This is a genomic window from Clostridium sp. UBA5712 (assembly GCF_002419845.1).
Lineage (GTDB): Bacteria > Bacillota > Clostridia > Clostridiales > Clostridiaceae > Clostridium_J > Clostridium_J sulfidigenes.
The window spans coordinates 120,433-139,181 of the sequence record NZ_DIGW01000001.1 but is presented as its reverse complement, the minus strand read 5'-3'; the positions used below and the strand labels follow the sequence as shown (position 1 = coordinate 139,181).

20 protein-coding genes are annotated in these 18,749 nt (G+C 29.6%); 19 read left to right on the top strand and 1 reads right to left on the bottom strand.

Features of this window, described 5'->3' with window-relative positions; translation table 11 throughout:
- The first annotated feature begins 162 nt into the window (after positions 1-162).
- From B3B03_RS00660 to B3B03_RS00600, 13 genes are all read left to right on the top strand, one after another.
- The gene (locus tag B3B03_RS00660) at positions 163-1,347 is read left to right on the top strand and encodes a hypothetical protein (protein ID WP_346876224.1); all 1,185 of its coding nucleotides are present in this window, start codon (positions 163-165) and stop codon (positions 1,345-1,347) included.
- 134 nt (positions 1,348-1,481) lie between these two features.
- A complete protein-coding gene (locus B3B03_RS00655; RefSeq protein WP_346848172.1) occupies positions 1,482-2,198 on the top strand; it encodes a zinc dependent phospholipase C family protein in 717 nt (238 codons plus the stop codon).
- A 173-nt stretch (positions 2,199-2,371) separates the two neighbouring features.
- Positions 2,372-2,875 carry a hypothetical protein gene (locus tag B3B03_RS00650; protein ID WP_346876223.1) on the top strand — a complete coding sequence of 168 codons (504 nt, stop codon included), beginning with the start codon at positions 2,372-2,374 and terminating at the stop codon, positions 2,873-2,875.
- 5 nt (positions 2,876-2,880) lie between these two features.
- Positions 2,881-4,599, top strand: coding sequence for a B12-binding domain-containing radical SAM protein (locus B3B03_RS00645; RefSeq protein WP_346848171.1), 1,719 nt, complete (start codon positions 2,881-2,883; stop codon positions 4,597-4,599).
- A 238-nt stretch (positions 4,600-4,837) separates the two neighbouring features.
- On the top strand, positions 4,838-5,164 hold the full coding sequence (locus B3B03_RS00640; protein WP_346848170.1) for an ATPase: 327 nt from the start codon (positions 4,838-4,840) through the stop codon (positions 5,162-5,164).
- Positions 5,151-7,112 carry a V-type ATP synthase subunit I gene (locus B3B03_RS00635; RefSeq protein ID WP_346848169.1) on the top strand — a complete coding sequence of 654 codons (1,962 nt, stop codon included), beginning with the start codon at positions 5,151-5,153 and terminating at the stop codon, positions 7,110-7,112. The genes B3B03_RS00640 and B3B03_RS00635 overlap by 14 nt, the downstream gene beginning before the upstream one ends.
- Before the next feature lie 23 nt (positions 7,113-7,135).
- A complete protein-coding gene (locus B3B03_RS00630; RefSeq protein WP_156964299.1) occupies positions 7,136-7,609 on the top strand; it encodes a V-type ATP synthase subunit K in 474 nt (157 codons plus the stop codon).
- A 17-nt stretch (positions 7,610-7,626) separates the two neighbouring features.
- Positions 7,627-8,229: a V-type ATP synthase subunit E gene (locus B3B03_RS00625; RefSeq protein WP_346848168.1), complete on the top strand. Its 603-nt coding sequence runs from the start codon at positions 7,627-7,629 to the stop codon at positions 8,227-8,229.
- Positions 8,230-8,244: 15 nt separating this feature from the next.
- Positions 8,245-9,246, top strand: a complete 1,002-nt coding sequence (locus B3B03_RS00620) for a V-type ATP synthase subunit C (protein WP_346848167.1) — start codon at positions 8,245-8,247, stop codon at positions 9,244-9,246.
- The gene (locus B3B03_RS00615; RefSeq protein ID WP_035131363.1) at positions 9,239-9,547 is read left to right on the top strand and encodes a V-type ATP synthase subunit F; all 309 of its coding nucleotides are present in this window, start codon (positions 9,239-9,241) and stop codon (positions 9,545-9,547) included. Before B3B03_RS00620 ends, B3B03_RS00615 begins: the two co-directional genes overlap by 8 nt.
- Before the next feature lie 17 nt (positions 9,548-9,564).
- On the top strand, positions 9,565-11,340 hold the full coding sequence (locus tag B3B03_RS00610) for a V-type ATP synthase subunit A (RefSeq protein ID WP_346876222.1): 1,776 nt from the start codon (positions 9,565-9,567) through the stop codon (positions 11,338-11,340).
- Positions 11,333-12,715 (top strand): V-type ATP synthase subunit B, encoded by a 1,383-nt coding sequence (locus B3B03_RS00605; RefSeq protein ID WP_035131359.1) that lies wholly within the window; start codon positions 11,333-11,335, stop codon positions 12,713-12,715. Before B3B03_RS00610 ends, B3B03_RS00605 begins: the two co-directional genes overlap by 8 nt.
- 3 nt (positions 12,716-12,718) lie before the next feature.
- A complete protein-coding gene (locus B3B03_RS00600; RefSeq protein WP_035131357.1) occupies positions 12,719-13,378 on the top strand; it encodes a V-type ATP synthase subunit D in 660 nt (219 codons plus the stop codon).
- 50 nt (positions 13,379-13,428) lie between these two features.
- Here B3B03_RS00600 and B3B03_RS00595 read toward each other — a convergent pair whose 3' ends face one another.
- Positions 13,429-13,872, bottom strand: coding sequence for a bis(5'-nucleosyl)-tetraphosphatase (locus B3B03_RS00595; protein WP_346848166.1), 444 nt, complete (start codon positions 13,870-13,872; stop codon positions 13,429-13,431).
- Between the two features lie 212 nt (positions 13,873-14,084).
- Between B3B03_RS00595 and B3B03_RS00590 the strand changes: the two genes are divergently transcribed.
- From B3B03_RS00590 to B3B03_RS00565, 6 genes are all read left to right on the top strand, one after another.
- Complete coding sequence (locus B3B03_RS00590) at positions 14,085-15,377, top strand: GNAT family N-acetyltransferase (RefSeq protein WP_346876221.1); 1,293 nt, start codon at positions 14,085-14,087, stop codon at positions 15,375-15,377.
- A 17-nt stretch (positions 15,378-15,394) separates the two neighbouring features.
- Positions 15,395-16,165, top strand: a complete 771-nt coding sequence (locus B3B03_RS00585) for an aminoglycoside adenylyltransferase domain-containing protein (RefSeq protein WP_346876220.1) — start codon at positions 15,395-15,397, stop codon at positions 16,163-16,165.
- Complete coding sequence (locus B3B03_RS00580; RefSeq protein WP_346876219.1) at positions 16,165-16,566, top strand: DUF4440 domain-containing protein; 402 nt, start codon at positions 16,165-16,167, stop codon at positions 16,564-16,566. Before B3B03_RS00585 ends, B3B03_RS00580 begins: the two co-directional genes overlap by 1 nt.
- 21 nt (positions 16,567-16,587) lie before the next feature.
- Positions 16,588-17,175, top strand: a complete 588-nt coding sequence (locus B3B03_RS00575; protein WP_346876218.1) for a hypothetical protein — start codon at positions 16,588-16,590, stop codon at positions 17,173-17,175.
- 44 nt (positions 17,176-17,219) lie between these two features.
- Complete coding sequence (locus tag B3B03_RS00570; RefSeq protein WP_414632825.1) at positions 17,220-17,735, top strand: GNAT family N-acetyltransferase; 516 nt, start codon at positions 17,220-17,222, stop codon at positions 17,733-17,735.
- 359 nt (positions 17,736-18,094) lie between these two features.
- Complete coding sequence (locus B3B03_RS00565; protein ID WP_346876217.1) at positions 18,095-18,748, top strand: response regulator transcription factor; 654 nt, start codon at positions 18,095-18,097, stop codon at positions 18,746-18,748.
- Position 18,749: the final 1 nt, after the last annotated feature.

The following is an 18,749-nucleotide window of genomic DNA, read 5'->3' as shown; positions in this document are numbered from 1 at the left end:
ACTTATTTATTTTTTGAAGATGCCTTAATATAATAATACTTATGAAGGTAGATTAAAGATTATTCTCTAACCATATATTTTTATCTTATATTTCATTTAATGTAATTTAATTAAGAATATTTAAATATATATTAGTGTAAATAATATTTAAATGGAGGAACTATGAAAAAAATAATTGGATGGATTCTGCTTATAATATTAGCTATTAGTTCTTTATTAATAGTAAAAGATAAAAATAATATATATAATATAGGGGTTAAAGACTCAGAAGTTGAGATGAAAATTAGATATAAGGGATTAAAGAATGCCATAGATTTTACTAGTAATGATAAAGGATTATATGTTGCCTTTGAAAATAAAATAATGGCTATTCCATCAACTGGAGAGCCCTATACTTTAATTGAAGACAAAAACTATAACATTACCACCCTTGAATGTAATGGAGATAAACTATACTTCCTTACTAATAATGAAATACTCAGCTTGGATATAAACAATGGGAAGTTAGAACAATGCTTATCAAACATACCTAATAAAGGAGATTATAGCAATGTTTTAATAAGAGGATATAAGGACTATTTATTTATTTCAATTGGAGCTGCAACTAATTCAGCTGTAGTTGGAAGTGATAACCAATGGATAGATAAAAATCCAACTGGTTATGATATATCACCTTTTAATATAGTATTAAATAAAAATGAAAAAGGAGCCTTTGTACCACAGGGAGCTTCTAATGAAGACAACGAGGTTATAAAGGGTGAGTCCATAGGCAATTCATCTCTGCTAATTTATAATATTAACACCAAAGCTATTGAAACCTATGCATGGGGAATAAGAAATATTGAGGGACTAGATATAACTCTTGATGGTAGAATCTTTGCTACCATAGGAGGCTATGAAAACAGAGGATTAAGACCAGTAGAAAATGACAGTGATTATATCTATGAACTAAAAAAAGGTTATTGGTATGGATTCCCAGATTTTTCTGGAGGGGATCCTCTAGATTCACCAAGATTTCAAGGTGAATCTAATATAAAAAATCCTCCATTGTTAAAAAAACATCCTATGTCACCACCAGCACCTGCTTATCAACATAATGATTTAAATAGTTTAAAATGGATTGCAATAGATGATACAGGGAAAATTAATGGACAAAATACCTTGCAACTATATTTTTATGATTGTAATAAAAATAATATAATGTGTAGCGCTGTAAATGGTGTTCCAAATAAATTAATAACTTTAAAGGAAAATTGCACGGTATCTAATATGAAGGTTTTAAAAGATGAGCTATATATATTAGATGGTAACCATGGATTTATATTTACCTTAGCTATTAGAAAATAGGCTACTATATATAATTTCCATATAAATACTACGTTAAATTTAATAGATAATAAAATAATATGGTTAAATTGGAGTATAATAATATATATCTCAATGATTATTTTATTATTCTTAAAGAATCGTAGGTGTATTACATGAAGAAAATGGAAAGAACTTATAATAGAACTATGACAGCCTTTATAAAAGTTGCAAATCCTATAAAAAAGAGAATAAAAAAGACTGAATGTATAGTCCATAAATTTATAAATAAAGAAGCTCTACGTTTATTAAAGCAGGAGGGCTATATTGATGAATATCATTTTTTTGTTAAACATTTGTTAGATTTGAATAAAGGTGTAAAATGGGCTGATGCAGATTTGAAAAGTACTAATCATTTCTATCATCATGAGAAGGGAATCGGTCTATATGGATTTTCAAATGCTAAAGTAGAATGTGTAAAGTATTATAAGGCATCTGTGTTTTACGGTGCAAATTCTGATATGAATAAAGCTCTATTTTTATTAGGTGCTGCTTGTCATTTAGTACAAGACTCCACAGTGCCAGCTCATGCTATGAAAAACTTGAAAAAACATAAACCTCTGGAAAGTTTCATAATAGATAAAGTTATTAATGGATATAAAATTCCTTTAAAAGATCCTATAATCACTTATGGAAGTCCTGAAAAATATGTTATTGAAAACACAAAGTTTGCTGTTAAAACCGCTAAGTCCTTTGAAAGTATAAGAATCAAAGAAAATCGGTTTAATGAAATTGCAGATGTGATATTACTTAGAGCTTGCACAACAACAGCAGGATTACTCATTGATTTTTATAACACCTTAAAGATTATAGAATCTAAAAGTGAAGATTAGAGCTATATATAATGTAAGAACTACCACGAAAATATATTGGTAGTTCTTTTTTTTGGGTACTATAACTGTAATTTTCAACATAATCTTATTTTTTCTTATGCAATAGTAAAAATAAAGGAATTTACAAAATTAAAAAGAATATTATCAATAATATAAAAATATGGAGGTGTGAAATGGAGAGCTTATTTGTAAGTTTAGAAAAAGAGGTTTTTAGAGGTAACGTATTGGATATTACTTATGGAAACCAGGGTATAATATATAAGGCTAATAAATATTATGATAATTTTATAGATGTTAATTATTTGGAGAATGCACCTTCTAAATCCTGTGATAATGAAGGGTATTATGATAGCTGTATAGTATTTTTTACCTTAAATAAAATTAAAACCCATAGACAAAAGCTAAAGCTTTTTGATAGTATATATAGATTAATGAAAAATAATGGATATGTTTATATTTGGGATGTGGAAAAGGAGCCATTAAAGACATTACAAAAAAATATAAGGGTATCATTACCTGATAAAAGTATGAAGAATTTTCAAATAAACTTACTTAACCTATTTACTGATAATACTTCATCAAAAATTATAGACGGACTAAAGAATTATTTTGATATTGTAGAAGCAGTATCTTCCAATGGTACCTTTAGGATTGTGGGCAGAAAGAAAGGATGTTAATAAAAATGAAAGTAGTTTTAGTTGCAGTAAATTCAAAGTATATACACAGCAATTTAGCAGTAAGATATTTAAAAGCATATACAAAGGATTTAGATTATAATTGTCACACTATGGAGTTTTCTATAAATGATAGAGAAGAAAGAATAGTTGAAGAAATACTATATGAAAAACCAAATATAATAGGATTTTCCTGTTATATTTGGAATATTGAGTTTGTTAAAAAGGTATCAACTTTAATAAAGCTTATAGACAGTAATATTGAAATTATATATGGAGGCCCAGAAACTTCTTATAATCCTATTGAGTTTTTAACAGAAAATGTAGGTGAATATTTAATTGAAGGAGAAGGTGAAGAAACCTATAGAGAATTAATTAATTTTAAAATAAATATTGAAGTTAATGGAGATAATAATAATTGTGAAAATATTAAGGGATTATACTACAAAAGTAAGGAAGGCATTATATATGGAGGTAATAGACCATTAATGGATATGAACAATATAGTATTTCCTTATGAGACTGATGACGACTTAAAAAATAAAATTGTATATTATGAAGCTTCTAGAGGATGTCCTTTTAATTGTAAGTACTGTTTATCTTCAACTACCCATGGAGTAAGATTCTTAAACATAGATAGAGTGTTAAAAGAACTACAATATTTTATAGATAAAAAAGTTAAATTAGTTAAATTTGTTGATAGAACCTTTAATTGTAATAAAGCTTTTGCAAATGCTATATGGAGTTATCTAATTGAAAATGGAGAGAATACCTGTTTCCACTTTGAAGTATCTGCAGATCTATTTAGTAGTGAATCAATAGATATACTTAGTAAAGCACCTAGTGGCATGTTTCAATTTGAGGTAGGTGTTCAAACCACCAATAATGAAATATTAAGAAATATTAATAGAACTATAGAATTTTCAACTATTAAAGAAAAAGTATTAGAGCTAAATAAACTAAAGAATATTAAGCAACATCTAGATTTAATTGCAGGGTTACCTGGTGAAGATTTTAACTCCTTCAGAAAATCCTTTAATGAAGTATATGAGATTAGTCCAGAGGAGTTACAATTAGGATTTTTAAAGCTTTTAAAAGGTTCTCAAATGAGGGAAGAAAGTGAAAAATGGGGGATGGTTTATTCACCTTATCCACCTTATGAAATTCTAAAAACAAAAAATATAAGTTATGATGAATTAATTATACTAAAGAAAATTGAGCATATGGTCGATAAGTATTTAAATAGTGGTAAGTTTTATACTATATTAAATTTCTTTAAAAAAAGTAATAAATTCAAAGATATATTCGAATTCTACTATGAACTATCTAAATTTTATGATGTCAAGGGATACTTTAGACGCAGCATAGCATCTGTAGATTATTACTCTCTCTTTGTTGAATTTAATGACTTTATCAAAGCTGGTGAGAAAGAATTATTATTAGACATAATAAGATATGAGTATTTCTCATATAATAACACAAAGTGGATACCTGACTTTCTAAGAATAGAAATGAGTAAAGCTGAAGAGAGAAATATAAAAGAATACATTATGAATAAAAATTCTATAGATAATATAAATAAAATAAGTGTGTTTAAATTCAATCATAATATACAAAGTTTTATTGAATGTGGAGAAATAAAGAAAACCCTAAATTATGTTGCCTTTATAAATAATCACGTTAAGGAAAGAATATTTATACAGGAAAGTGAATTAAAAGTTCAATAAAATGTCAAGTAAAATCTTTGTTATTTTAAAAAGTACAATATATTAATTTTTTGTATTGATATATTGTACTTTTTAAGAAAACTGATATAATAGATTTTAATATATCTTTTAAAGAGTTGAGCTAATCCATGTTATAAGTTATCCAATACCACTTAATTATTATGTTTACATAAGTACAGAAAGCAGACTTAATATAAGTGGTTATATATATAATTAATACTTAAAAGGTGGTGATATTTTGGCGCTAGAAGCAATTAGTAAAATTCAACAAGCCGAATCTACTGCAAAGAATATATTAGATAAAGCAGTAGAAAATAGCAAACAAATAATTAGTGATGCTCAAGTTAAAGGCAATGAAGAGTACCATGCTATCATTGAAGATGCTACAGAAAAAGCAAAAAAAATGAAAGAAGATGCTCTTAATAAAGGAAATGAGGAGTCACAACCAACCTTAGCTAAAGGGGATGAAGAAGTTAAAAATATAATTAATACTTCTAAGGAAAAGATTGATTTAGCTATTAATTTAGTAATTGAGAGGATAGTGAAGTTCAATGGCAATAGTTAAAATGAATAAATTTATGCTCTTAGCCTTTGAAAATCAAAAAAAATCTTTGCTTGAGAAACTGCAATCCTTCCAAAATGTACAATTCCTAGATTTAAGTAAAAATGAAAGTAGTGAATTGAATCAATTAAAAAGTGATAGTGCAAGCAGTGAAATTTCTGAAGTAGAAGGTGAATTATCAAAAGTAAAATTTATCATTGAGCTTTTGAGCACATTTAGTGAAAAGCCTAAACTACTAAAAGACCTAAAGGAAGGAAAAAAGAGCTATAGCTATGATGTGTTAGAGCAGATTACAAGTACCTCTCATTGGCATGAGGTATATAGTGACCTAAAACAAAAAGATAATAAAATAAACATGAATCATAATTATATAACTAAATTAAAGGCCAATATAGAAGAGCTAAAACCATGGGAATCTTTAGACACCTCAGTAGAAAGCATAAATGTACTAAAAAAATCTAAGGCTATACTAGGTGAAATTCCACAAGGGAATGTAGATTCTTTAAGGCTTAAGTTAGAGGAAACAACTAAAAACTACTACTTTGAAGTTATTAGCAGCATAGGTAGAAACAGCTACATAATGGTGATAGCTCACAATGATGACTTAGCTGATATAGAACAACTGCTCAAATCTTCAAGTTTCAGTAAGATTGATATTCAATGTGATGGGGTACCTAAAGAAGTTATAAAAGAGTACAAAAAAACCATTGAATCAATAAATACAGAAAATAATTTTATTCAAGAAGGTATGAAAGAACATGTTAATAAACTAGAAGAATATAAAGTAGTTTACGAATACTACAGTTCTTTATTATTAAGATTAAAATCTACCGAAAATTTCCTGAAGAGTAAAAACATTGTGGCTATAGAAGGATACTATCCTTCTGAATTGCATAATGACTTTCAAAGCACATTGAAAAGTATTTTAGGTGATGATTATTATTTAGAATCAGAATCCGCAGAAGGTGACGATGTACCTGTTAAATTAAAAAACAATAAAGTCTTTGAATCCTTTGAAAATATTACTTCTATGTACAGTGTACCTAAGTATAAGGAGATTGATCCAACACCACTGTTAGCACCTTTTTACATATTCTTCTTTGGAATGATGCTATCAGATGCTGGATATGGCCTTGTGATGTTTGTAGGTACTTTAATTGCACTTACTACTTTTAATTTAGATGAGGACACGAGAAAATCTATAAAGATGTTTTTCTTATTAAGTATTTCTACTATATTCTGGGGCATCATGTATGGTAGTTATTTTGGGGATTTTATCAAGATAGCTCCTCTATGGATGAAACCGGATAGTAATGTAGGATTACTAATGATTGTCTCTGTAGTAATGGGACTAATTCAAATTTATGTAGGTCTTGGAATTAAAGCATACATGCAAATAAGAGATAAAGATTACTTTGGAGCCTTTGCAGACGTTGGATTATGGTATATTACCTTAACTGGTGCTATTATTTGGGCATTAAGTGCTTTTGTAGATTTAGCTTCTCTTGGAGTTCCAGCTGTAATAATTGCTATAGCAAAATATGGTACTATTGCTGGAATGGTAGGAATTGTACTTACTAACGGACGCCAAGAAAGTTCTATAGGTGGTAAGTTAGGCCAAGGATTCTATGCTCTATATGGAATAACATCCTATGTAGGTGATTTGGTTTCTTATACTAGACTTGCAGCTTTAGGACTTGCAACAGGATTTATCGCTTATGCATTTAATATTATGGTAAGTATGGTATCAACTTCATGGGCTACAATTATATTTGGTATAGCAATATTCGTAGTGGGCCATGTATTTAACTTATTTATCAACGCATTAGGTGCCTATGTTCACACCTGTAGATTACAATACCTTGAATATTTCGGAAAATTTTATGAAGGTGGAGGTACATCCTTTGAGCCTTTAAAATATAATTCTAAATATTTTAAAATATCAAAATAGATAAATTAGGAGGAAAAAATATTATGATGGATTTTTTAATGGGAAACGGTGGAATAATTATAGCAGCTATAGGAGTTGCTCTTGCAGCAGCATTACCAGGGATAGGATCAGCAAAGGGTGTTGGTATAGTTGGTGAAGCAGCAAGTGGACTTTTAGCAGAAGAACCAGAGAAGTTTGGTAAAGCCTTAATTCTTGAATTACTTCCAGGTACTCAAGGATTATATGGATTTGTTATAGCACTTTTAGTATCTTTACAATTATCACCAGATATGTCTTTTGGTCAAGGGTTTTATCTATTTGCAGCTTGTCTTCCAATAGCTATAGCAGGATGGAAATCAGCTATATCTCAAGCGAAAACAGCAGCTTCAGCAGTTCAAATTTTAGCTAAGAGACCAGAGCACAACACAAAAGGTATTATATTAACTGTTATGGTTGAAACTTATGCACTTTTAGGATTTGTAATGTCTCTTCTACTAGTAATGAGTGGTAACTTTTAATTAAGGAAGTGAATAATATGTCTAATTTGGATAATCTTACTTCTAAAATTATAAAGGATGCAGAAGTAAAAAAAATTGAAATTTTAAATGAAGCTACCGTTAAAGCTGATGAAATAATTAAAAAGAAAACAGAAGATGCCAATAAAAAAGCTTCTTCTATTTTACAAAAAGCTGAAATGGAAAGTAAAACTATAAAAGAAAGAATTATCTCAAAAACTGATTTAGAAATAAGAAATAAAAAATTATTAGCAAAACAACAAGTTATTGAGAAAGTGTTTGAAGCAGCTAAGGAAAAACTAAAAGCTATGAATGCAGAAGAATTCACTAAATTTATAAAGAACTCTATTATGGCTTTAGACATCCATGGAGATGAAGAAATAATTATAAACCCAGTAGATAGAGATAAGCTTCCTGAAAAGTTCTTAGCCGAGGTAAATAAGGCCTTAATATCTAAGGGCAAATTAGGAAATTTAAAATTCAACGTTAAAACTCATGAAATTGATGGTGGGTTTATCCTTAGTAAAAATGGAATTGAGATAAATAATTCCTTTGATGAACTTGTGAACTCACTTAAATATGAATTAGAGTATGAAGTTGGGAAAATATTGTTTACAGAATAGTGAGGAGGTATTTAAATGGACAGAATGGATTTTACCCATGCTGTAGCTCGATTAAGGGTAATGGAAAAAAGACTCCTTGATAAAAATAAAATTGAAAGATTATTGGATAGTGATGGACCACAGGAAGTTTTAAAGATATTACAAGAAACTACTTATGGTGAACTTATTAATAATATAGATTCAGTTTATGATTATGAAAAAATCCTTAAGGAAGAGCTAGTGAATCTTTACAGCACTTTATATAAAATATCTCCTGTAAAAGAAATTATAGATATTATGAGTTTAAGATATGATTATCATAATATTAAAGTTTTATTAAAGGCAAAAGCCTTGGGCAAGGATTTATCTAATATTTTAATACCAATAGGAACAATTCCTTTAGATACTCTTAAAAACTGTATTTTATCTGATGAGCTAAAATCCTTAGATAAGCAAATTCAAAAAGTTATCATTAAGGTAGAAAAAGAGTTTGAGGTTAATTCAGATCCTCAAGTAATAGACACTCTTTTAGATAAATACATGTTTGAAGGTATGATAGAAAAAGCAAGGAATATAGATGTTCAGTATATAACTAGATATGTAAATGAGTCTATAGATATTACTAATATAAAGACTATGCTTAGAGTTAAAAAGCAAAATAAAGATGGTAGATTCCTTGAAGGTGTATTAATACCTGGTGGAACTATAAAGCATAACTTTTTTATAGAAGGAATAAATGAATCCCTAGAAATCTTTACTAGTAAAATATCTAGAACCCCTTACTCAAAGGTACTACATACCATCTTAGAAGAATACATGGCTACAGGTAGCATTTCATCCTTAGATGTACTCTATGATAATTATATTATGGATCATGCAAAGGAAGCTAAGAGAGTTAACTTCGGACCAGAGCCTATCATTGCATATATAATTGCTAAAGAAACTGAAATTAAAATAATTAGAATTATTATGGTAGGAAAGATTAATAAGGTTGCTACTGAAGTTATCAGAGAAAGGTTGCGTGAACTATATGTATAAGATAGGTGTAGTTGGAGATAAAGATTCAATACTAGCATTTAAGGCCTTAGGAATTGATGTTTATCCAGCAGTTGAAGCTGAAGAAGCAAGAAAAATTGTAGATAAAATGGCTTTTGAAAATTATGCTGTAATATTTTTAACTGAGCAATTAGCTCAGCATTTAGAAGAAACTATTGAAAGGTATAATAAGAAGCTTATACCTGCAATTATACTTATACCAAGCAATCAAGGCACACTAAATATTGGTAAACAAAAAATCAGCGATTATGTAGAAAAAGCTGTTGGAGTAAATATCTTATAGAAAGGTAGGTAAAAAACTTGAAGAATGGTACTATTGTTAAAGTTTCAGGTCCATTAGTAGTTGCTAAGGACATGGATAATGCTAATATATTTGACGTTGTAAAAGTTGGTGAAAAGGGACTTATTGGTGAAATCATTGAAATGAGAGGCGATAAAGCTTCCATTCAGGTTTATGAGGAAACCTCTGGTATAGGACCTGGAGACCCAGTAATTACAACAGGAGAGCCACTAAGTATAGAACTTGGACCAGGATTAATCGAAGCTATGTTTGATGGTATTCAAAGACCTCTTAATGCTTTGCAAGAAGCTGCAAATTCTCACTTCCTTAAAAAAGGTGTTGCAGTTAAATCTCTAGACAGAACAAAAGTTTGGGAATTTAATGCTACAGCAAAGGTTGGAGATGAGGTAGAAGCTGGAGATATTATTGGAACAGTTCAAGAAACTGCCGTAGTTCTTCACAAGATAATGGTTCCTTATGGAGTAAAAGGAAAGATTAAAGAAATAAAATCAGGTAACTTTACTATAGTTGAAACTGTTTGTATCGTAGAAACCGAAAAGGGTGATAAAGAGTTAACCCTAATGCAAAAATGGCCAGCTAGAAAAGGAAGACCTTATGCTAGCAAGCTAAAACCTATTGAGCCAATGATTACAGGACAAAGAGTTATAGATACATTTTTCCCAGTAGCTAAAGGTGGAGCTGCAGCGGTACCAGGACCTTTCGGAGCTGGTAAAACAGTAGTTCAACACCAGATAGCTAAATGGGGAGATACTGAAATTGTTGTTTATGTTGGATGTGGTGAACGTGGTAATGAAATGACAGACGTTCTTAATGAATTCCCAGAACTTAAAGACCCAAAAACTGGTGAAAGCTTAATGAAGAGAACAGTACTTATTGCTAATACTTCAAATATGCCAGTTGCAGCCCGTGAAGCTTGTATCTATACTGGTATAACTATAGCAGAATACTTTAGAGATATGGGATACTCAGTTTCTATAATGGCAGACTCTACTTCAAGATGGGCTGAGGCTCTAAGAGAAATGTCCGGTAGACTTGAAGAGATGCCTGGTGATGAAGGATATCCAGCTTACCTAGGATCAAGACTTGCAGATTATTATGAAAGAGCTGGTAAGGTTGTATGTTTAGGAAAAGATGGTAGACAAGGAGCAGTTACTGCTATTGGAGCCGTATCTCCTCCAGGTGGAGACTTATCTGAACCAGTTACTCAATCTACTTTAAGAATAGTTAAGGTTTTCTGGGGACTAGATGCTCAATTAGCTTATAAGCGTCACTTCCCTTCAATAAACTGGTTAAGTTCATACTCATTATACTTAGATAGTATAGGTCAATGGATGGATGATGAAGTAGCATCAGATTGGTCTCAATTAAGAATTGAAGCTATGACACTACTACAAGAAGAAGCTAGCCTTGATGAAATTGTTAGATTAGTAGGTATAGATGCACTATCTGAAAAAGATAGATTAAAATTAGAAGTTGCAAAGTCTCTTAGAGAAGACTATTTACAACAAAATGCTTTCCATGAAATAGACACTTATGCTTCACTTGGCAAACAACATAAAATGCTAAAATTAATTCTATTATTTAGAAAAGAAGCTGAACGTGCTTTAGAAGCTGGAGTTTATCTAAACAATATATTAAATTTACCTATGAGAGATAAAATTGCAAGAAGTAAATATATTGCCGAAGATAATATTGACACTATCAATAACATCGCTGAGGAATTAGTAGTAGAAATTAATAGATTAATTAGCGAAGGAGGGGTTCTAGATGCTTAAAGAATACAGAACTGTTACAGAAGTTGTAGGACCTTTGATGGTTGTTGAAGGTGTTGAAGGCGTTAAATATGACGAATTAGTTGAAATAGAATTACAAACTGGAGAAAAGAGAAGAGGTAAAGTTCTAGAAGTTAATGGTTCTAAAGCAATGGTTCAACTTTTCGAAGGTTCATCTGGAATAAACTTAAAAGGTACTAAAGCTAAATTTCTAGGAAGACCTCTAGAACTTGGTGTATCTGAGGATATGTTAGGAAGAATATTTGATGGTATGGGAAATCCAAACGATGATGGTCCTAGTATTATAGCTGAAAAAAGAGTAGATATAAACGGTGAGCCAATTAACCCAGTATCAAGAGATTATCCATCTGAATTTATTCAAACTGGAATTTCTGCTATAGATGGGCTTAATACATTAGTTAGAGGTCAAAAACTACCTGTATTTTCAGGTTCAGGACTTCCACATGCACAATTGGCTGCTCAAATAGCACGTCAAGCTCAAGTTCTTAACTCAGATTCTAAGTTTGCCGTTGTATTTGGAGCTATAGGTATAACTTTTGAAGAAGCCCAATTCTTCGTAGATGAGTTTAAAAAGACTGGTGCTATAGATAAATCAGTACTATTCATGAACTTAGCTTCAGACCCAGCTATCGAGAGAATAGCTACCCCAAGAATGGCTCTTACTACAGCTGAGTATTTAGCTTATGAAAAAGGAATGCACGTACTTGTTATATTGACTGATATAACAAACTATGCAGAAGCTTTAAGAGAAGTATCAGCTGCTAGAAAGGAAGTTCCAGGTAGACGTGGATATCCAGGATATCTTTATACGGACCTATCTACTCTTTATGAAAGAGCTGGAAGATTAAAAGGTATAGAAGGATCTATCACTCAAATTCCGATTCTTACAATGCCAGAGGATGATAAGACTCACCCAATTCCAGACTTAACTGGATATATAACAGAAGGACAAATTATTCTATCTAGAGAATTATATCAAAAGGGTATAATGCCTCCAATAGATGTATTACCTTCACTATCAAGACTTAAAGATAAAGGAATAGGTAAGGGTAAAACTAGAGAAGACCATGCAGATACTATGAACCAATTATTTTCAGCATATGCACAAGGTAAGCAAGCAAAAGAATTATCAGCAATTCTAGGTGAATCTGCTCTTTCAGATGCAGATAAAAAATATGCTAAGTTTGCTGAGGCTTTTGAAAATGAATATGTTTCTCAAGGATTTAATACAAATAGAAGCATAGAAGAAACTTTATCTCTTGGATGGAAGCTTCTAACCATACTTCCTACTACAGAGCTTAAGAGAATTAGAGATGAATACCTTGAAAAGTATATGCCTAAGGGAGATGAGGCATAGCATATGGCAAGATTAAATGTCAATCCTACTAGAATGGAGCTATCCAAATTAAAGAAAAGACTAGCTACAGCAACTAGAGGGCATAAACTTCTTAAAGATAAACAAGATGAATTAATGAGAAGGTTCATAGATCTAATAAAATACAACAATAAGTTACGTGGTGAAGTTGAAGATAAGCTTCAAGGTGCCTTTAAGGATTTCCTAATGGCATCAGCAGCTATATCACCTGAGTTCTTGGAAGAAGCTATTTCTTATCCTAAGGAAAGCATATCTTTAGAGCTAGCAGAAAAAAACATAATGAGTGTAAATGTACCTGTTATGAACTTTGTACGTAAGCTAGAAGGAGATTCAGGTAGTATATATCCTTATGGATTTTACAGTACTTCCTCAGAACTTGATAATTCAATTGAACAGCTTTATTTAATTCTTCCTAAGCTTCTAGAACTTGCAGAAGTAGAAAAGTCTTGTCAGCTTATGGCCGATGAGATTGAGAAGACAAGAAGAAGGGTAAACGCTCTAGAATATATGACAATTCCTCAGCTTCAAGAAACAATTAAGTATATTAAAATGAAACTGGATGAAAATGAAAGAGGTGCTTTAAGCCGTCTAATGAAGGTAAAAGATATGATGGAAAAAGCACAAGCTGCAGCTGAGCAGATGTAAAAGAGGTAACCTCCGGGTTACCTCTTATTTTAATTTCTGTTTACTTAAGTTCACTTACATAAAAATTTGTTAGTATCACTAAGGATTCTTCGCCCACTTTCATAGGTTAATAAGCTCTTAGCTTCCTCATAATTACACCATCTATAGTCCTCAATTTCTTCTACTTGAATTTTAATTAAACTATTATCAGCTTCTCCTAAAAACAATACCACTTCTTTTTCAATAAAATTATCAATATTATATTTATCTGTAGCTCGAAATCCATCTATTAAGTTAACTTTCAGTCCACATTCCTCAAAAACTTCTCTTAAAGCTGTTTCTTCTTCTGTTTCTGAATATTCCATATGGCCTTTAGGGAATCCCCAATAACTATCAAGGCCAATACTATTTAAAAGCAAATATTTAATTCCTTTATTTGAGGTTTTATATACTACTGCTCCACATGATTTTTCATAGCTCATATTCTCATCAATATTATTAATTAAAATATCCATTATTTTATCTCCTTAGTCAAATAATATACCTAAAGGCTTTTCAAAAATCACAACCTCTATGAAAATAATTAATTTGAAAATATATAAATATTATACACTAACTTCAATATTATTATTATAAATTTATGAATTATATTTATATAAATGGTATAATATAACTACTATTTTAAAATATATTCAATAAAAAAATATGATTAAAAAGGAAATATGTTATGAATATTGTTAAATGCCAAAAACAAGATCTGTTAAGTATTTTTGATATAATTTCTAAGTGTAAAACTCATATGGAAAGCCATAATATCTATCAATGGAATGAATTTTATCCCAGCTTAGATATTATAGAAACTGATATTATTAGTGGTAATTGCTATTTGTTAAAAGACAATGGACTATCTATAGCATATTTCGCTTTAGATGAAGAGCAACCATCAGAGTACAATAACATAAATTGGATTACTCAAGATGAAAAAGTATTGGTTATTCATAGGTTAGCTATACTTCCTGAATATCAAGGTATGGGAATTGCAAAGAAAATGTTAAAATTCATTGAAGAGTTTGCTGATGAAAACGTATATACATCTATCAGATTAGATGCTTATAGCGAAAATAGAAAAGCACTTAAATTATATGAGAATCATGGATATAAAAGAGTAGGTAAATTATATTTTCCTAATAGAGAAGGTCACTTTTATTGCTATGAGAAGAAGGTAAAAAACACGCCCATTCCAGAGATTTTAATTCCTATGTTAAATGAATATGATAAATCCCTAAGAGAAAACTTTCCTAATAAGATATTTGGTATATATATTTATAATTCAGTAGCACTAGGTTGTTTTAGTGAGAAAACAAGCGATATAGATTTTATAACAATATTAAATGAGGAATTTGAAAATGAAGATATTGGTACCGTAGAAAAAGTCCATAGGAAAATAAGTGAAGCTTTTGAATATGGTAATAGGATGGAAGGCATGTATATAACTAAGGATAAAGTAGGTAAGCTTAATTCAGAAATAAGTCCTTATATATACTTTTGTGATAATATTCTTCATTACTATGGCTATTACGATATTAATTATATTACTTGGTGGACATTAAAGTATTTTGGCATACCTATAAATTGCTCTGATGTTAACAGTTTATCTATAGAAGTAGATTGGTGTAGTATTATAGATAATATGAACTACAATTTAAATAATTATTGGAAAGATAAATTAAGTGAAAATCATATATTTCTTCAGGATGAATGGATTGAATTCGCAGTTGCAACCCTATGTAGAATACTATATACCTTAGAAAATAAAGCTATAACTTCTAAAGATAAAGCTTTAGAATATACAATAACTACTATACCTAAGGAGTACAGTTTAATCATAAAAGAATGTTTAAGACTTAGGAAGAGAAATTCTGATTCATCCTTTTACAGATCAACATTTGAAAGAGAACACTCAGTTAAAGACTTCATCAAATTTATCATAGAGATCTGTAATGAAAAGTATGAGTTGTAGGAAAGGAATTGTATAAAATGCAAAATATAAAAACCATATTAGATAGTATAGTAGAAAGCTATAAGACCATATTAAAGGATAACCTGATAGGAATCTATATTCATGGTTCTTTAGCTATGGATTGTTTTAACCCTGATATAAGTGATATAGATTTTTTAGTAGTAGTAAAAGAAAACCTAAATGCCAATGATAAAAGAAAACTTGTAGATATTTTATTAGGACTATCTAAAGATGGACCAGGAAAAGGTTTGGAAATGAGTGTGCTTTTAGAAAAGGATGTTAAGAACTTTAAGCATCCAACTCCATATATACTTCACTATTCTAATGCATATAAAGCAACTTATGAAGCTAATCATAGCTATTTATGTGAAGATGGAGAAGATCCTGATTTAGCTGCTCATATTACAATAACAAGAGCTAGAGGGATTTGTATATATGGTAGTTCCATAGAAGATATCTTTTCGCCTGTACCAAGAAAAGACTATTTAAAATCAATTTATTTTGACATATCAAATTCTAGAGAAGAAATTATAGAGTTGCCTATGTATACTATTCTTAATCTTTGTAGAGTTTTATATTATCTTAAAGAAGACGTTATTTGTTCAAAAAAAGAGGGTGGACAATGGGCATGCTCTAATCTTCCGAAGGAGTATATAAAGACTGTGGAAAAAGCTTTAAACTGCTATGAAAAAGGAGAAGAAGCTAATTTTAATGAGAAAGGTCTAGTGAACCTTGCAGATTTTATTATGAACAATATAGATAACTATTTTAATAGTGAGGTGAAATAATGAATTATATCAAAGAACATATATTAAAGTTAGAGAATAATTTACTAAAATCAGAAGTAAGAAAATCAGCACAAAAGATAAATGATATATTAACAGATGATTTTATCGAATTTTGTAGCTCAGGAAGAGAATATTATTATGAAAACGGAGATGTATATCAAGATCAAGCTGATGATACTACATTACAGTGGGAAATTTTAGATTTTAATATAAAAGAATTATCAAAGGATTGTATATTAGCCATGTATAAAGTAATAAAGCATAATGAAACTGATGAAAATAAAAAATATTCTCTTCGTAGTTCCATATGGAAATATTGTGATGGAAAATGGAAAATGTTTTTTCATCAAGGAACTTTATCATGTAAATCTGAAATTGAAAATAGATTATTACACAATTAAAATAGTGAGTGAGGTGAAATAATGAATTATTTAAATCGTGCTATAGAATTACATAAAGAAGCTGAAGATATAATTTATAAAGAAGGTATTGACTCTATTCTAAAGAAATATGGACAAATTAATTATACTGGTAGTTATAGATTTAATTTAATGGCCTGGGAAGATATTGATATGAACATGGTAATGAATGGAGAAGAATTTTCTTTAGATAATTTCTTTAAAATGGGGAGTGAACTTGCAAAGATAAAGAACATTAAACTAATGAAATTTCAAGACTTTGTTAATTACCCTAAGAAAGGGCTTCCAAAGGGATTTTATTGGGGAATTCATTATGAAAGTAAGATCACCGATAAAACTTGGAAAATGGATTTGTGGATTGTAGATAAAGAAAGTTTTGAATTTAATAAAAACTATACCTCTAAAGTAATTAAAAATTTAAATGAAGAAAACAGGAGCTTAATCTTAAATTTAAAAAACTCCATTATAAATAAAGAAGGAAGAACTCCATTTACAAGTGGATATTACATTTATGAGGCAATATTATTCAAAGGATTAAAAGATAAAGAACATATAATCAATTATTTAAAAGAAAAGGGCATTAAAATATAGATTAAAGCTTTAATAAATATATAATATGAGAAGGAGTGAGATAGTTGTTTAAATTAGTTAAACCCTCATTATCTATGGAGAAAGAATATATAGACTATATTACTGAATGGGAAGCTACTGAAGAGAAGATTGTTCCAAATGCATCTAAACGAGATAGCATGAGTTTCAAAGAGTTAGTAAATAAGTGGAAAGAATATGAGTCAGAAAGGATGTATGAGAAAGGATTAGTACCTTCTTCCATATATTTTTTAATGGATGAAGACAAAAAAATTTATGGAGCTATAGATATTAGGCATGAGCTAAATGATTACTTATTACGATATGGAGGACATATTGGATATGGAATAAGACCTTCTCAGAGGAGAAAAGGTTATGCTTCTCAAATGTTAACTCTAGCACTACCCATAGCTAAAGAATTAGGAATAAATAAGGCATTAATTACTTGTGACAAAAGTAATGTAGGTTCAGCTAAAACCATTATGAATAATGGTGGAATTCTAGAAAATGAAGTTATAAATGGAGATGAAATAACTCAAAGGTATTGGATAACTCTTAGTTAATTTGATATCTAATAGAATATAATTACTTCTTTGAATATCATTTATACATCATACCTAATAAGGTACATTAAATATTTAAGTTTCATTAAAAAAAGCTGTTGCGGTATAAGTATTGCATCAGCTTTTTTTAATTTAATTGACTAATTAACTTTTATATTTAGTTGATTTAATATTTTATTTGTATTTTATTTCTATTGCTGTTTATTAAATTAGCCAGATAAGGTTCTAGTGTTCCTAAATTTGATAAAAAAGACAAAGGCATTATTTATATAAAAAATGACGAATGATGCAATAATGATACAATTATGATATAAAATAAAGAAATAAGGGTATTTTATATTCCATAAGGAGATGAATGTATGATTAAAATATTAACAGTTGAAGATGAAAAACCAATTTCTAATTTAATAAGGATAAATCTTTTAGATGCTGGCTATGATTGCGAATGTGCCTTTGATGGAGAACAAGCTATTGAAATGATTGAAAAAAATAATTATGATTTAATTCTTTTAGATATTATGCTACCTAAGGTAGATGGATATGAACTATTTGAATATATAAAACCCCTAGAAATTCCAGTTATATTTTTAACAGCAAAATCTGATGTAAAAGATATGGTAAAAGGCTTAAAGCTTGGAGCCGAAGATTACCTTACAAAACCCTTTGAAATAATGGAATTACTTGCAAGAGTGGAGAGAGTACTTCGACGCTTTAATAAGCTTCAAGATCATCTTTATCTATTTGATATAGAGATAGATACTTTATCTAGAATAGTAAAAAAGAAGAGTGAAATTATAAATTTAACTGCTAAAGAGTATGATTTATTATTGCTTTTCATCCAGAACAAAAATATTGCTCTATTTAGAAAGCAGATATACATGAGAGTTTGGGGCGACGATTATATGGGAAATACTCGAACTGTAGATTTGCATGTACAAAGAATGAGAAAAAAATTAGATTTAGAGGATAAAATCGTGGCAGTATACAAAATAGGATATAGACTGGAGGTATAGT

What these genes read in the sequence shown, in the direction of transcription:
- B3B03_RS00585 (WP_346876220.1), top strand. Translation starts at nt 15,395, where the DNA reads ATGCAAAATATAAAAACCATATTAGATAGTATAGTAGAAAGCTATAAG.
- B3B03_RS00605 (WP_035131359.1), top strand. Translation starts at nt 11,333, where the DNA reads ATGCTTAAAGAATACAGAACTGTTACAGAAGTTGTAGGACCTTTGATG.
- B3B03_RS00630 (WP_156964299.1), top strand. Translation starts at nt 7,136, where the DNA reads ATGATGGATTTTTTAATGGGAAACGGTGGAATAATTATAGCAGCTATA.
- B3B03_RS00590 (WP_346876221.1), top strand. Translation starts at nt 14,085, where the DNA reads ATGAATATTGTTAAATGCCAAAAACAAGATCTGTTAAGTATTTTTGAT.
- B3B03_RS00655 (WP_346848172.1), top strand. Translation starts at nt 1,482, where the DNA reads ATGAAGAAAATGGAAAGAACTTATAATAGAACTATGACAGCCTTTATA.
- B3B03_RS00645 (WP_346848171.1), top strand. Translation starts at nt 2,881, where the DNA reads ATGAAAGTAGTTTTAGTTGCAGTAAATTCAAAGTATATACACAGCAAT.
- B3B03_RS00650 (WP_346876223.1), top strand. Translation starts at nt 2,372, where the DNA reads ATGGAGAGCTTATTTGTAAGTTTAGAAAAAGAGGTTTTTAGAGGTAAC.
- B3B03_RS00660 (WP_346876224.1), top strand. Translation starts at nt 163, where the DNA reads ATGAAAAAAATAATTGGATGGATTCTGCTTATAATATTAGCTATTAGT.
- B3B03_RS00615 (WP_035131363.1), top strand. Translation starts at nt 9,239, where the DNA reads ATGTATAAGATAGGTGTAGTTGGAGATAAAGATTCAATACTAGCATTT.
- B3B03_RS00575 (WP_346876218.1), top strand. Translation starts at nt 16,588, where the DNA reads ATGAATTATTTAAATCGTGCTATAGAATTACATAAAGAAGCTGAAGAT.
- B3B03_RS00635 (WP_346848169.1), top strand. Translation starts at nt 5,151, where the DNA reads ATGGCAATAGTTAAAATGAATAAATTTATGCTCTTAGCCTTTGAAAAT.
- B3B03_RS00600 (WP_035131357.1), top strand. Translation starts at nt 12,719, where the DNA reads ATGGCAAGATTAAATGTCAATCCTACTAGAATGGAGCTATCCAAATTA.
- B3B03_RS00620 (WP_346848167.1), top strand. Translation starts at nt 8,245, where the DNA reads ATGGACAGAATGGATTTTACCCATGCTGTAGCTCGATTAAGGGTAATG.
- B3B03_RS00580 (WP_346876219.1), top strand. Translation starts at nt 16,165, where the DNA reads ATGAATTATATCAAAGAACATATATTAAAGTTAGAGAATAATTTACTA.
- B3B03_RS00565 (WP_346876217.1), top strand. Translation starts at nt 18,095, where the DNA reads ATGATTAAAATATTAACAGTTGAAGATGAAAAACCAATTTCTAATTTA.
- B3B03_RS00595 (WP_346848166.1), bottom strand. Translation starts at nt 13,872, where the DNA reads ATGGATATTTTAATTAATAATATTGATGAGAATATGAGCTATGAAAAA.
- B3B03_RS00625 (WP_346848168.1), top strand. Translation starts at nt 7,627, where the DNA reads ATGTCTAATTTGGATAATCTTACTTCTAAAATTATAAAGGATGCAGAA.